We start from the raw sequence: 13921 nt of genomic DNA on the forward strand, positions 1-13921 counted from the left end.
TTGATGTCTCGCCTTTCGTTGATAGTTCCGACAGTGCCAAAAACTAGCGTTCATTCTTGGGTGTCATGACCAAAAAAGCGTAGCCAACCTTGCCAGATGGTAGGTTACTCTTTTTTACGGCTGAGTCTGCACGCTCACCCCACCTCCCCAAAATGCTTAGTTTTGGGTAATTGTGGGTAGACATTTACGAGCGGTTTGCCATGATAGTTTGCCTATTTTAGTCTCACTCCAAGATAGCTCAAATCCTTACTCGTGACGTACTCCTATATTAAATGCCATGCCTCTCATGTCAAATCGAAGATTTTGATGGGAGAGGCATGGCTATTTGAGCTGAAATAGGTTAGCGGGGTAATCCTTCTACTTCAGAATCCTGGAGTTTGATCGGTAAAGCAATTAACCCCATCGCCTTCAAGCTGCGGATGAGGCGATCGCTTGTGGTTAAGGGTTCGGCGGTAACCGTTTGATTGACAGTCGTCCAGGCTTGGCGGAATGATGTTAATCCTTGAGCAATTTCCTGACGCTGATTAATCAAGTAGATACTCACTAACGTCAAACTGACACCTACCCATTGCAAGGAACTCAAGACTTCCCCTAAAAACAGATTGCCAAATAACAGAGCAAACACAGGAGTCAGAAACGTCAATGCACTGAGACTGGTGAGATTCCCCTTGGAGGCAAAATAGAAGAATAACCCATAGGCGATCGCACTGCCAAATATCGTTGAGTAAGCCAGTGCCATCCAGCCATTGAAGTCAATGTTCACCCACTGTTGAGATTCCCACATCCCCGACAGCGCAAACAAGGGTAATCCGCCTAAGATCATGTGCCAACCTGTCGCCACAACCGGATCGGCATATCGACAGATAAAGCCAATCAGTACCGTTCCCACAGCCATCGACAGGGACGCCAGTAACATCAGCCATTCCCCATTTTGAAACAGATGCTGCCAACTCAATTCCACAGTTGCTACATTGCCATGCAGAATGCTGAAAATCCAGGCATCGGGCAACCCAATCAAACTGATGCCCACAATACCAATTGCCAGTCCTATGCCACCCCACAGACCAATAATTTCACCAAACAGCCAACCTGACAGTAAGGCTACAGCTAAAGGCTGAGAATCAATCATCACCGAACCCAAGCCAGCCCCGGTTCGCACTAAGCCCTCGGCTAAAAATCCTTGAAATAAAGCACCATCTATCAACGCAAACAGGCTAATCCATAACCAAGCTACCCACCCTTTAGGCTGAGGACGCCCCATTATCGATGCGGCAATTAGGATCAGTACTCCAGCGGGAACTAAGCGCACCCCTGCCATAAATAAGGGAGTTGTATCAGGAATAACACCTTTCATCGCCACCATCGCCGTCCCCCACAGGAAAAACGGCGCAATCAACAGTAGGGGCGCACGGCGTGCGCCCTTTAAGGGGGCAAAAGGGGATTGGTTGGTTATTTTGAGCTGCATGAGATCGTGTTTATTATCAACGCTGGGGATTAACCCTATATGTTCTTTATGATTCTTTACATAGATTGTACTCAATTTTTACTTTATGTTAAGCATACGATACAAAAATGTCATGGGTTATTGTCCTTTGTCCTTATGTCCTTATGTCCTTCGTCCTTCGACAGGTCTGTGCTGAAAACACGATTCGGACAAAAAGCCTGAGATCGTGCAAACTGGTAAAGTAATATAGCGGTTCTACCCCTAGCTAATGTTGTCTTTAACCTGGCGGGACACCGCTAGAGTGTCTACATCCCTCATTTTTGAAACGATATGCCCTGGCCCTTTAAGCCTAAATCGCGTAAACAAATTGCTCGCATCGAAGTCACGGGTTTGATTGCTGGTAATACTCGCCAACGGGTACTAGACGCGCTCAAAACCGTGGAAGAGAAGAAATTCCCTGCCTTACTGCTGCGAATTGATAGTCCTGGCGGTACCGTGGGCGACTCTCAGGAAATCTACAGCGCCTTGATGCGCCTGCGGGAGAAGGTGAAAATTATTGCCAGTTTTGGGAATATTTCTGCCTCTGGGGGAGTATACATCGGTATGGGGGCTGAACATATCGTGACCAACCCCGGTACGATTACCGGAAGTATTGGCGTGATCCTGCGTGGCAATAATCTCGAACGCCTTTTAGACAAGATTGGGGTGTCCTTCAAGGTTGTCAAATCGGGTCCCTACAAAGATATTCTGGCATTTGACCGCGAACTCACTGACTCCGAAAAAACGATTCTGCAAGAGATGATTGATACGAGTTATCAACAGTTCGTGCAAACCGTTGCCGAAGCCCGCAACTTGGCGGTGGAAACGGTGAGAAGCTTTGCCGATGGTCGAATTTTCACAGGTCAGCAAGCCTTGGATTTAGGAGTTGTCGATCGCCTCGGAACCGAGGAAGATGCCCGTCGCTGGGCAGCCGAACTGGTGGGTCTTGATCCAGAGAAAACGAAATGTGAGACGATTGAAGAACCTAAACGCCTCTTGAGTCGTTTGGTTCCTGGCAATACGGGTCGGATGAATTCTGGGTTATCGGCAGGGATAAATTGGTTAGAATTTGAACTATCAACCAGTGGTCAACCGCTTTGGCTCTATCGACCTTAGGAGTTTTTCTCCAGGAGCAGGAGAGCAAGGGTGCAGGGGAAACAAAAGAGTTAACTAACGCGCCATGCCCTCGAAGGTCGTGAAGGATCAAAGCTCAAAACTTAGTCAGGGCGGGTTTTGTACAAACGATACCATCAATAGCTGGCGCGAAAATCCCTAAACCCGCCCCTACAAACCAGGTTCCCTTGAGCGAAGCGAAGGGTCAAAACTCAAAACGTTTTAGGAGGATATCAACAGTGGAGTGGCGTGTTCGAGCGATTCGCGGGGCAACAACGGTGTCAGAAAATACGGTTGCAGCCATTCGAGATGCTGTAACAGAACTTTTAGATGAGATAGAAACCCACAATCAGATTGACCACGAGGAAATTATTAGTGTCATCTTTACAACGACACGGGATTTGGATACGATTTTTCCTGCCGCGATCGCTCGTGAACGTCCTAATTGGGATAATGTAGCCTTACTCGATCTCCAACAAATGCATGTAGAAGGCAGCCTGGAGCGCTGTATCCGATGCCTAATTCACATTAATACCCCAGTAAGCCAAACTGAGATTTATCACCCTTATCTGCGTCAAGCGAAAAATTTAAGACCCGATTGGAGTTTGGCTCAATTAAGTTAACTAACCTCCAAATTAAACCCAGGCAAAACCTTCTTTCCTGACAACACGACAGGAATTCTGAGTACTTCCACCTCTCTCAAAGGACAAAGGGAAAAGCGCCCCTGTGATTGCCGAAAAGTCGATTGCCCAAAAAACTGATGACTGATGACTGATGACTGAAAAACCTACTGCTGACTGACATTCGGTGGATCAATGCGGTTGGCGATCGCGGCCACCACTACAATCGGCAGTCCAATAACCAAACAAATCAGCCATTGATTCAGATTCAACGGGTAAGTGGCAAACAAGTTATTCATCACGCCCCATTGACTGAAAATCGCCTGCAAAACAATCGTTACGCCAATCCCCACCCAAATCATCGGTACAGACGCAACGCGATCGAGGCGACCGCGCAGTTTCCCCCACAAGGTCAGCCCGATTTGACTCAAACTGAGTAAGTAAAAAATCCGTCCGGCCACTAAAGCTTGAATCGCCATCGTCCGGGCTAAATCGATATTGCCCGTGGTCGTGCGAATCCACTCAAAAACGCCAAAAATCACAATCCAATTAAACAGCGAAATTAGCACAATGCGTTTAATTAAACTGCGATTGAGTAACGGTTGATGAGGCGATAAAGGCGGTTGTTGCATGACATTATTGGCTTTCGGTTCAAAAGCCAAAGGAACCGTCATGGCAATAGAGTTCACCATATTCAGCCACAGCACTTGCAAAGATAAAATCGGCAGAAACTCAGCGCGAGCCAGTAATACACTAATAAAAATCGTCATCGACTCACCCCCATTCACCGGTAGAATAAACGCGATCGCTTTCATTAAGTTGCGATACACCGTGCGTCCTTCTTCTACCGCCGCTTCAATCGAAGCAAAGTTATCATCAGTGAGAATCATATCCGCCGCTTCTTTAGCCACTTCGGTTCCCGCTTTCCCCATAGCAATGCCAATATCCGCGCTTTTGAGCGCCGGAGCATCATTCACCCCATCCCCAGTCATTGCCACCACATCGCCTTTAGATTGTAAAGCTTCAACCAGGCGCAATTTTTGTTCGGGAGCGACGCGAGCAAACACAACCCCATCTTCTACTGCATTGGCTAACTCGGTTTCGTTCATCTCCGAGAGTTCTTGACCCGTAAACGCGATCGTCTCTCCTTGACGTTTTAAGCGCATTTGCAGCGCGATCGCCTTCGCTGTGACCTGATGATCCCCCGTAATCATTTTGACGCGGATTCCGGCGTTTTTACAGGCTTCTACGGCTTTAATCGCTTCGGGACGAGGCGGATCGATCATGCCCTGCAAGCCCAAAAATTGAAACCCGCTATTGATATCTTCTGGCTCAATTACGTTTTGCTCAACGGTTTTACGAGCTAACGCCAAAACGCGCAAGCCTTCTGCGGCCATGGTTTCGACAATTTCGTGGATTGGCGCGGCGTTGAGGGCTTGAGGACGAGCATCGACATCTAAAACCGCCTCGCACCGAGACAACACCGCTTCGACCGACCCTTTTAAATAAACCACTTTCTCCCCTTGCTGTTTATCTTCGTGCAAGGTAGCCATATACTGATGCTCGGATTCAAAGGGAATGGTATCTAAGCGGGGTTGCTTTTCTTCTAGATCGTTCGCCCAAAATCCAGCTTTGCGTGCGGCGGTAATCAATGCACCTTCGGTGGGGTCACCGACTACTTTCCAAGTGTCTTCCTGTTTGTCTACATGGGAGTCATTACAAAGCAAACCCGCAATCAGACAATCTTTGAGAACAGGGATTTTTTCAACCTCGATCGTGTTCTCGTCTTGGGAAATTTGGCCTTCGGGAGTGTAACCGCTTCCCGACACGCGATAATGTTGATTGCCTGCATAGATGCTTTGCACCGTCATTTGGTTTTCTGTCAGAGTTCCGGTTTTGTCCGAACAAATAACCGTAGCGCTTCCCAGGGTTTCGACGGCGGGTAATTTACGGATAATGGCGTGACGATTGGCCATGCGCGACACCCCAATGGCTAGGGCAATCGTGACCACGGCGGGTAAACCTTCGGGAATGGCACTCACAGCCAAAGCAATGGTCGCTTCAAACATCGATGTCCAGGCTTCTCCATAACCCAAACCGACAACAAAGGTAAAGGTGGCAACGCCTAAAATAACGTAGAGCAGTTGGCGGCTAAATTTATCGAATTTACGGGTGAGGGGAGTAATCAGATTAGCTTGTTTGTCCATTAATTGAGAAATACGCCCAGTTTCGGTGTTTTTCCCAATGGCAATCACGACCCCTTGGGCTTGACCGGCAGTGACAAAACTGCCCGCATAAGCCATACTTTTACGATCCGCTAGGGCGGCATCAGCATCAACTGCTTCGGCATTTTTTTCGACTGCCGTTGATTCCCCGGTTAATGCCGATTCATTCACTTGTAAGTTTTTGACTTCAATTAAGCGTAAATCTGCCGGGACTTTATCACCAGAGGTTAAAAAGACCAAATCCCCCGGCACTAATTCGGCTGAATAAACGGTGGTTTTATTGCCATCGCGGCGAACGGTTGCATCGGTTTGAACAGAAGAAGATAAGGCCGCGATCGCGTTTTCAGCTTTCATTTCTTGGACAAAGCCGACAACAGCATTAATAAAGACAACGCCCCAAATCACCCAAGCATTCGTCCATTCATTTAAAAAAGCTTTAACAATCCCGGCAAGAATCAATATATAAAGGAGCGGTTGATTAAATTGTTCTAAAAACTTGAGAACTGGATTTTTGCCCCCTTTGGCTTCGATGGTATTAGAACCAAATTTATTTTTTCGTTCTTGAACTTCAGCTTGGCTTAACCCTTGTTGGCGATTGAGTTGAACTCGCTCTAAGGTTTCTGCAACGGCTACAGAATGCCATTGATTATCTTGGGGGTTTTCTAAATTGTTCATACGCCAAATGTGGTTAAACTGTAATTGATGAAAACTGCGGGACAAGCCAAATCATTAGTTACGCTCGCAGAATAATTGCATCATTCAGTTTACAACGCGCTCTACATCAAGCCATCAACCTATGGTATGACCAATCGGTCGTTTTCTCCTTTCAATTCGGAAAGCTCATCAAGACCATTCACATTGGGTAAACTAAATACAGTCTGAGAGCTAAACACCAAACCTAACTGAGTTTGCTCGTTCCAAACCCCAACCTTAATAATCAAATTTGCCTCTTGAGTGCCTCCTTCACCACCAATAGGCGTCACGATAATCAATTTTCCATTCGATGAACGTTCAAGCTGTAAGTCTGGATTTGCCTGACACAATTGAAAAAACTGCTCCCGTGTCAGGGTCATAATTGGCTCTAAATTCAGTACCGTTGTCATAGCACCTTAAACGCCAGTTAGAGAAATCACTTATGGTTTAAGTAACTAGAAGTTTGACTCAGGGAAATGTCTCGCTCTGTAGACAAACTCCGCCGCATTATCGACGCTAGAGACTCACGTTTGCGTAAATCCAGCATTTCGGCCAGACTCTGTTCCTCCTGATCTAAGGGATTTTTTTCTTGATCAGGTACGACGGTTACTTCAGTGTCTGAATCATACGCAACAGGCTGGGGAGAGTCCAACGTCTGGATTGCTGGTGTATTCGCTGCCGATTGGGGGGTTGGGGAGACTTGACGCTGATTTACAGGGCGTCGCCGTTTTTTGCGCCGATTTGATTTAGACGGTTTGATCAGTTGACGGCGTTGAGTGGATTGTCTAAACGCATGGGTGACTAACAAAGAACCGGCGGCACAACCAAAGGCTAGACCCAAAAACAAGGTAAAGGGTAAACCTTCTTGTGGTGAAGAGTCCTCTATCGAGGAGATTACCGGAGAGTCGGATTGGGACGTTTTTTTTGCCGTTGACTCCAAAATTGTTGAGACTAAGGGTTTTGGCACAGACTTATCCGACTCAATCCGCCCAGGATCGAGTAAACCAACCGTTGCTACAGTGCCAATCAAGACGAGAAAGCCCCAGATTGTTCCCCAAAAGACAAAGGGATATCTGTTAACGAGCTGCTGTAATACCTGGAGGTAATTGTGCTGTTCGGAAGAATGGTCAGATGAATTGAGCATTGACGCCCTTTACAGTCAGGATCAACTTGAAAACGCGACGCTTTGCGCCTTGAGAGTAGAGAAACCACTATGCTGACGGAATTTTAACACGGTTTCTGGGAGACCAAGACAAAAATCTGCTCAAAGCCAAGAGCGAGATGCGTTAGCATTAACGATCGCAAGGCATAGTTTTAAGGGTGATCGGAATAGATATGACAGGAGAGCGAACATCTACACTCAGCATTCGTGAGCAAAAGCAGCCATCGCATCACCCGGATCGTCCTGCTCATACTCGCTTACCTCATGGCAGATCATCGCGCCCCAGTTGGACGATTGAGGAGAGTGAGAAACTGTATCGGATTCAGGAATGGGGAGAACCCTATTTTTCAATTAACGCCGTTGGTCATGTGACGGTTTCCCCCAAAGGCGATCGCGGCGGTTCCCTGGATCTGTTTGAATTAGTGCAAGCCCTCAAAGGGCGCAATCTGGAACTTCCGTTATTAATTCGCTTTTCCGATATCCTCGCTGATCGGATTGAGCGGTTAAATGCCTGTTTTGCCAAGGCGATCGCTCGTTATAATTACCCCGGTCGTTACCAGGGGGTTTATCCGGTCAAGTGTAATCAGCACCGACATCTGGTCGAAGAGTTGGTGCAGGTTGGACACCCTTATCAGTTTGGCTTAGAAGCGGGCTCTAAACCGGAACTGATGATTGCCCTAGCCACCTTAAAAACTGATGGCGCTCTGCTTATCTGTAATGGTCACAAAGACCGAGAGTATATCGAAACGGCGCTGCTATCGATGCGGTTGGGACAAAAACCGATTATTGTGATTGAGCAACTCGAAGAAGTCCAACTTGTGATTGACATTTCGGCAAAATTAGGCATTGATCCGATCATCGGTGTACGAGCCAAACTGAGTACCAAAGGAATGGGTCGTTGGGGAGAATCCACAGGCGATCGCGCTAAGTTTGGTCTGACGCTTCCGGAAATCCTGGCTTGTGTCAACCAACTCCGGGAGGCTGGATTGCTCAACGCCTTGCAGTTATTACACTTTCACATTGGTTCTCAAACCTCTGCGATTAGCGTGATTAAAGACGCCATTCGAGAAGCCAGTCAAATCTATGTCGAGCTGCATGCCTTGGGCGCTAATATGAATTACCTGGATGTGGGTGGTGGTTTAGCCATTGACTACGACGGCTCTAAAACCCACTTCTACGCCTCGAAAAACTATAATATGCAGAATTATGCCAACGATATCGTTGCCGAGGTGAAGGAAGCCTGTGAAGCTCGCCAGATTCCCGCCCCGGTGTTAATTAGTGAAAGTGGTCGTGCGATCGCCTCTCATCAATCCGTACTCATCTTTGATGTCCTCAATACCAGCGATGTTCTCTCTGGAGAACCCGCACCTGCTCACCAGAACGAACATCTGATTATCCGTAACCTCTGGGAAACTTACGAAAATATCACGGTCGAAAATTACCAAGAAGCTTACCACGACGCTATTCAATTTAATGAAGAAGCCAAAAGCCTCTTCAATCTCGGTTATCTCAGCTTGACGCAACGGGCTAGAGCCGAACAATTGTACTGGGCGTGCTGTGAGAAAATTCTCAATATTGTTAGAACTCAGGACTATGTGCCTAGTGATCTCGAAGACTTAGAAAAAACGATGGCGTCGATTTATTATGTCAACTTATCGGTCTTTCAATCGGTTCCTGATTCCTGGGCAATGAACCAACTCTTTCCGATTATGCCCATCCATCGGCTGAATGAGGAACCCACCTGTCGAGGTATCTTAGCCGATTTGACCTGTGACAGTGACGGCAAAATTAACCAGTTTATCGACCTACGGGATGTTAAATCCGTGCTGGAACTGCATCCGTTAAGAAAAGCGAAAGTACAGGAAAACCAGGGTAGTGGCGGGGAGTTTACGGATAAGGTAACTCAATCGACTGCTCTAGAGAAATCGGGAACAACCTCTCATCCTCAAACCAGAGAACCCTATTACCTCAGCTTATTTTTAGTCGGAGCTTACCAAGAAATTATGGGCAATTTACACAACCTGTTTGGCAACACCAATACTGTCCATATTCGGCTCACACCTAGAGGCTATGAAATTGAGCATCTGGTTAAAGGAGATACCGTCACAGAAGTATTGAGTTATGTCCAGTACGACTCAGAGGACTTAGTTGAAAGCATTCGTCGTCGCACCGAACAAGCTCTACGAGACAATTGCATTACCTTAGCAGAATCCCAACGGTTGCTGCAAAACTACCAGAAGAGTCTGAGTAGTTATACTTATCTGTCTTCTTAGCCAGAAGTTGCCCCCAGCTCCCCCTGCTCCCTAACCCCACCACAATACCTATTCAGCCGACTCTAAATACGGTGGAATTGCCCACCCAACCAGCAACATGGATGGTTGGGTGAGCAACTCAGAGGTTATGGACTAACCATTTTGACCTAGAAGAATTTCATCAATCGCTTGCTTTTCTTCGGGATCTTGGGATGGAGGTGTCTGGCGGGTATCCGTAATCAGCCAATCGAGGGCAGCCGCTTGCACGTCAATTGTTGCACCCGTCTTATCAACACAGTAGCGTCCAAAGACCAGCTTATCGACTAAGCGAACGCCTGCACCCAAGCGGGAATATTCAAAAATAACGCTGTTATCAACCGTTGCACCTTTACAGATCCAGCAATTCGGACCAATCATCGATGGACCAATAATTTTCGCACCATCTTCAATATGGGTCATGCCGCCAATGTAAACCGGTCCTTTGATATCCACTTTATCCCAATTGACCGCCACATTTAATCCAGTGTAAACACCAGGAGCAACTTCTTTACCGGGAATCGAGACATTTTTGATGTCTCCCGTCAAAACACCCCGAACGGCATGCCAATAGTCGGGCACTTTGCCAATATCCACCCACTGGAAATCCATCGATACAGCATAAAAGGGCGCATCCATTTCCACTAATTGGGGAAATAAATCGCCGCCGATGTCATATTCCTGACCAGATGGAATATAATCTAAGACTTCGGGTTCAAAAATATAAATGCCCGTATTGATATTGGTGCTGAGAGCTTCTTCTACCGAAGGTTTTTCCTGGAACGTTTTAATCCGACCGCTTTCGTCAGTCACTACCACACCGTAGCTAGAGACTCGCTCTCGCGGCACAGGTTTGGTCACAATCGTAGCCACAGAGCCTTTTTCTTTATGCCACTTGACAGCAGCAGACAGATCCAGATCAATCAGAGCATCCCCGCAAAGGACAACAAAGGTGTCGTCAAAAAAGGGATAAAAGTCTTGGATCTTACGCATTCCACCCGCAGACCCCAAGGCTTCTCCCACCAGTTGACCATCAATAATTCGCCCTTCAAATGAATAGGTAATTTCGACACCAAATCGTTGACCGTCTCGGAAGTAGCCTTCAATTTCATGAGCTAAGTGAGAGACGTTAACCACAACTTGGTCAAAACCATGCTGCCTTAGAAGTTCTAATAAAAACTCCATTACAGGTTTTTGCAGGATGGGAATCAATGGTTTGGGAATGGTGTAGGTAATGGGGCGAACCCGAGTCCCCTTACCGGCTGCCAGAATCATGGCTTTCATAAAATTATCTTCCTCAAGCTATGCCACAAATGTTCAAGTTGGTCAATTGAGTCTGATGCTCAGTGGTTGCCCTTAAGGACGTTGAACCGTTGTCAAGACTCATCCTATATACCGGGAAAAATGACAGAGATCAGGTGACAAAGGGGTAGATTCACAAAAGTTTGAGTGACTACCGATACCTAATCAATCACTATGCACCACTGACCTGGGTAAGTACGTAGGAGGCTACATACCGTCTTAATAAGTATCTGATCTTGACCGAAGCCATGAGGCAAAACGGCAAGATGCGGTTCGTGCGACTGGTATTGGTGCATTCTGTCAAGTGTTGGACAGCCGATTAAGCTGCCAATCGGAATCCCAGATAACACCCCTGATTGATTTACCCCAGTGTCCGGATTTTTAAGTCTTGGTAGAATTCCTCTTGGGATAATTCCACCTTAGACTGAGCCGATAACAGGAGCAGCGCCCAAAACACACCGACTCGATCGCTGACTAGGGGTTTAGTGGTATCAACAGCCCTTGGGCGATTGTCATTCGTCGATACTGTTGGTGATACCGTCCACCACTCTAGCAATTGCTCTAGATTCAGCCAATCTTTTCCGGCAGCGATTTCATGCCAATGACTGGAAATAAACTGTTCTAGGCGTTTAGCAATGTCGGTTAAATTTTCATCGTGAGCTAGCTGGGTGATAGCTTGTGCTGCTTGTCCTCGTGATAGAGATTGGCGGCGGGTTGAGCGGATGGGTGTGGGGGTGGCTTCGAGTTGATCTGCCATTTGCTGTAATTGCTCGATCAACTCGTTTAGGGTGACAGGGCGCTTTTTGGGAGGGGGTGCAGCGGTGCGACGACGGATATGGCGTTCTAAATATAAGGGTAAGCGCGGTTCATTCGTGGGTTCGATTTCCGCTTCGATGTCGCTGAATTCGGGTTCTTCGGGTTCCTCTAAACGTTGTAGCGTGTCGGCTTTGAGTAAGACAAGCATTGACGCCCATAAAAACGCTTGTCCGGATTGGGACAAATCGGTATCACGGGGATTGATTTGGGCATCATTCCCCCAGGGGAGACTACTGAGATAGCGATCGATCACTTCAATCACCTGAACATCCCAGGGATCGATTTCTCCGCGTTGGGCTAGGTCAATTAATAGCGCGATCGCTTCGGTAGCAGGTGTTTGTCTCATCAGCAATCTTCAGATAGACACAAGGAAGATGGGGAAGATGGGGAAGCTGGGGGAGCAGGGGAAGCTGGGGGAGCAGGGGAAGCAGGGGAAGCAGGGGGAGCAGGGGAAGCAGGGGAAGCTGGGGAAGCTGGGGGAGATGCGGAAGTTAACTCACGCACCATGCATGCCCTCGAACCATGTCCTCAAACGAAATGAAGGAGAAGTGAAGGGTTAGAAACTGTAACATAATCCCCGATCATACCTACTCATGTCTATTCAAAAATGAGTAGGTATTTTAGTCGGAAACATTTTTGGCTGTCATTGTATACAATACCAGAAGAAGGGTTGACAGGTCGAATCAATGGTTACCATCACATACTGCAAAGGACTTCCCACCCCAGCAATTGAGTTAAACCCAATGGGTTTAACTCAATTGGAAATGTTCCTAGCTGAATACTCATCTATATTCCATGTCTGCGTATGTGAGACAGCCAATCATCTCCTCTGGGATAATAAATTCAACAAGTCTCAATGAAATACACATTTACAGCAGACATACGGGATAAACAAGCGTCACGCCAATGGAGTGATCGCCTTTAGTCAAGGAGCGGTAGATGCTGCGTCGGCTAACCGTCAGCGCCACGTCAAGGTGCTAACTGCCCAATTCAAATCTTGTCAGAAGTGGCTCAAAAAGACAGAACGCCAGCTAAAGAATGCTCGTAAATTTTACCGTAGGAAAAACTGGCAAAATAGTAAGACAGGCTGTCAACTACCTCTTTCGGTGTCTATTCAATACCGGGATACTAACTGGCAGAACCTACGCTTCCAACTGCACCACAAAAAGCGCAAACTCAACCACTATCAATTACAGATCGAGTACCTTAAAGCGGCTCCTATTGGGGTTACTATACCCAAGGGACAAGCCTACATAGTAGGAGCCGCCGCTGAAACCTGTGGGAATCAGTCTTGCCAATGGGACGGGCAGACAATCAAAATTCGGGTTCCCTACTCTCTAGAGGGTAAGTTCGGCAAATATGTCTCATCTAAAATTGGAGATTTTCATCGGAATGTTAACCGATTGCCAGCACAGGGCGCTAAAACCTGGCACTTCTACCGGAAGGATGGCAGATGGTGTGTAGCGGTACAATTCACTCCAGCACCAGTCAAACAGGTATCTAGACCAATTCAGTACGGGTGTATTGGCATAGACTTGAACCCAGGTTCAATCGGTTGGGCATACATCGATAAAGAAGGCAATCTCAAGCACCATGGGCAGATATTGATTCAGATGGGTTTACCCCGTGGCAAACAGGACGCCGCCATCAGACATATCTGTTTCCTACTTCTGGATATGGCGATTTTCTACCAATGCCCGATTGTGTGTGAGGAGTTGGACTTTTCCGGCAAGAAAAACCAACTTAGGGAGAAAGGGCGCAAGTACGCCAGAATGCTATCTGCTTGGGCATACAGCCGCTTTTTCGAGCTACTAACCGCCATCCTGTCTAATCGCGGTATAGAGTTAAGACAAGTCAATCCCGCCTACACCAGCCTAATTGGTCTGGTTAAGTATGCCCGAATGTACGGGGTAGCCAGCGATGAAGCAGCGGCCCTGGCGATTGCTCGTCGCGGCATGAGACTAGGGGAAAAATTACCAGACTCCATAACCGCCTATCTATCGGTGAACGATAGCAAGCACGTATGGAGCCAGTGGAACCAACTAAATAACAAGCTCAAGCGCTTTATCAGAAGTAGACACGCCTACTATGGTATCTCTAACTGGGAGTTTTTGGTCAACCCTCAACAGGGAAGCAGTAACGCACTAAAAGCAAGCGCTTGAAGAAACTTATACCGTTGAGTTTTGCCTAGGTTTGTTTACTTGTGAGCAGATATGACT

General features: G+C 47.2%; 9 protein-coding genes and 2 pseudogenes. 5 read left to right on the forward strand and 6 right to left on the reverse strand.

Translation table 11 applies throughout. The annotated features are described in order from the left end of the window. Window positions 1-340: 340 nt before the first annotated feature. On the reverse strand, window positions 341-1465 hold the full coding sequence (locus RIE73_RS36945; RefSeq protein ID WP_446405906.1) for a DMT family transporter: 1125 nt from the start codon (window positions 1463-1465) through the stop codon (window positions 341-343). Window positions 1466-1774: 309 nt separating this feature from the next. On the opposite strand from RIE73_RS36945, the gene sppA reads away from it, so the two are divergent. Continuing rightward, a complete protein-coding gene (gene sppA / locus RIE73_RS36950; protein WP_446405907.1) occupies window positions 1775-2599 on the forward strand; it encodes a signal peptide peptidase SppA in 825 nt (274 codons plus the stop codon). Between the two features lie 236 nt (window positions 2600-2835). Continuing rightward, the gene (gene aroH / locus RIE73_RS36955) at window positions 2836-3219 is read left to right on the forward strand and encodes a chorismate mutase (protein WP_446405908.1); all 384 of its coding nucleotides are present in this window, start codon (window positions 2836-2838) and stop codon (window positions 3217-3219) included. A 164-nt stretch (window positions 3220-3383) separates the two neighbouring features. On the opposite strand, the gene RIE73_RS36960 is transcribed toward aroH, so the two are convergent. The 3 genes and pseudogenes from RIE73_RS36960 to RIE73_RS36970 all read right to left on the reverse strand — a co-directional run bounded on the left by RIE73_RS36960 (window position 3384) and on the right by RIE73_RS36970 (window position 7278). Then, window positions 3384-6116, reverse strand: a complete 2733-nt coding sequence (locus tag RIE73_RS36960) for a cation-translocating P-type ATPase (protein WP_446405909.1) — start codon at window positions 6114-6116, stop codon at window positions 3384-3386. A 185-nt stretch (window positions 6117-6301) separates the two neighbouring features. Then, window positions 6302-6544 (reverse strand): annotated as a pseudogene (locus RIE73_RS36965) (Uma2 family endonuclease); the annotation flags it as partial. Between the two features lie 26 nt (window positions 6545-6570). Further along, window positions 6571-7278, reverse strand: a complete 708-nt coding sequence (locus tag RIE73_RS36970) for a hypothetical protein (RefSeq protein ID WP_446405910.1) — start codon at window positions 7276-7278, stop codon at window positions 6571-6573. 191 nt (window positions 7279-7469) lie between these two features. Between RIE73_RS36970 and speA the strand changes: the two genes are divergently transcribed. After that, entirely contained in the window at window positions 7470-9569 is a 2100-nt protein-coding gene (gene speA, locus RIE73_RS36975) for a biosynthetic arginine decarboxylase (protein ID WP_446405911.1), read from the forward strand. 132 nt (window positions 9570-9701) lie between these two features. Here speA and RIE73_RS36980 read toward each other — a convergent pair whose 3' ends face one another. Continuing rightward, window positions 9702-10868 carry a sugar phosphate nucleotidyltransferase gene (locus RIE73_RS36980; protein ID WP_446405912.1) on the reverse strand — a complete coding sequence of 389 codons (1167 nt, stop codon included), beginning with the start codon at window positions 10866-10868 and terminating at the stop codon, window positions 9702-9704. Window positions 10869-11247: 379 nt separating this feature from the next. Beyond that, complete coding sequence (locus RIE73_RS36985) at window positions 11248-12048, reverse strand: segregation/condensation protein A (RefSeq protein ID WP_446405913.1); 801 nt, start codon at window positions 12046-12048, stop codon at window positions 11248-11250. On the opposite strand from RIE73_RS36985, the gene RIE73_RS36990 reads away from it, so the two are divergent. Both RIE73_RS36990 and RIE73_RS36995 read left to right on the forward strand, forming a co-directional pair. After that, the gene (locus tag RIE73_RS36990) at window positions 12040-12243 is read left to right on the forward strand and encodes a hypothetical protein (RefSeq protein WP_446405914.1); all 204 of its coding nucleotides are present in this window, start codon (window positions 12040-12042) and stop codon (window positions 12241-12243) included. The genes RIE73_RS36985 and RIE73_RS36990 overlap by 9 nt on opposite strands. Before the next feature lie 145 nt (window positions 12244-12388). Further along, a pseudogene (locus RIE73_RS36995) lies at window positions 12389-13864 on the forward strand (hypothetical protein). Window positions 13865-13921 lie beyond the last annotated feature (57 nt).

Origin of the sequence: Coleofasciculus sp. C1-SOL-03, assembly GCF_040220555.1 — a bacterium.
GTDB lineage: Bacteria > Cyanobacteriota > Cyanobacteriia > Cyanobacteriales > Coleofasciculaceae > Coleofasciculus.

What these genes read in the sequence shown, in the direction of transcription:
- RIE73_RS36970 (WP_446405910.1), bottom strand. Translation starts at nt 7,278, where the DNA reads ATGCTCAATTCATCTGACCATTCTTCCGAACAGCACAATTACCTCCAG.
- RIE73_RS36985 (WP_446405913.1), bottom strand. Translation starts at nt 12,048, where the DNA reads ATGAGACAAACACCTGCTACCGAAGCGATCGCGCTATTAATTGACCTA.
- RIE73_RS36980 (WP_446405912.1), bottom strand. Translation starts at nt 10,868, where the DNA reads ATGAAAGCCATGATTCTGGCAGCCGGTAAGGGGACTCGGGTTCGCCCC.
- speA (WP_446405911.1), top strand. Translation starts at nt 7,470, where the DNA reads ATGACAGGAGAGCGAACATCTACACTCAGCATTCGTGAGCAAAAGCAG.
- RIE73_RS36945 (WP_446405906.1), bottom strand. Translation starts at nt 1,465, where the DNA reads ATGCAGCTCAAAATAACCAACCAATCCCCTTTTGCCCCCTTAAAGGGC.
- sppA (WP_446405907.1), top strand. Translation starts at nt 1,775, where the DNA reads ATGCCCTGGCCCTTTAAGCCTAAATCGCGTAAACAAATTGCTCGCATC.
- RIE73_RS36960 (WP_446405909.1), bottom strand. Translation starts at nt 6,116, where the DNA reads ATGAACAATTTAGAAAACCCCCAAGATAATCAATGGCATTCTGTAGCC.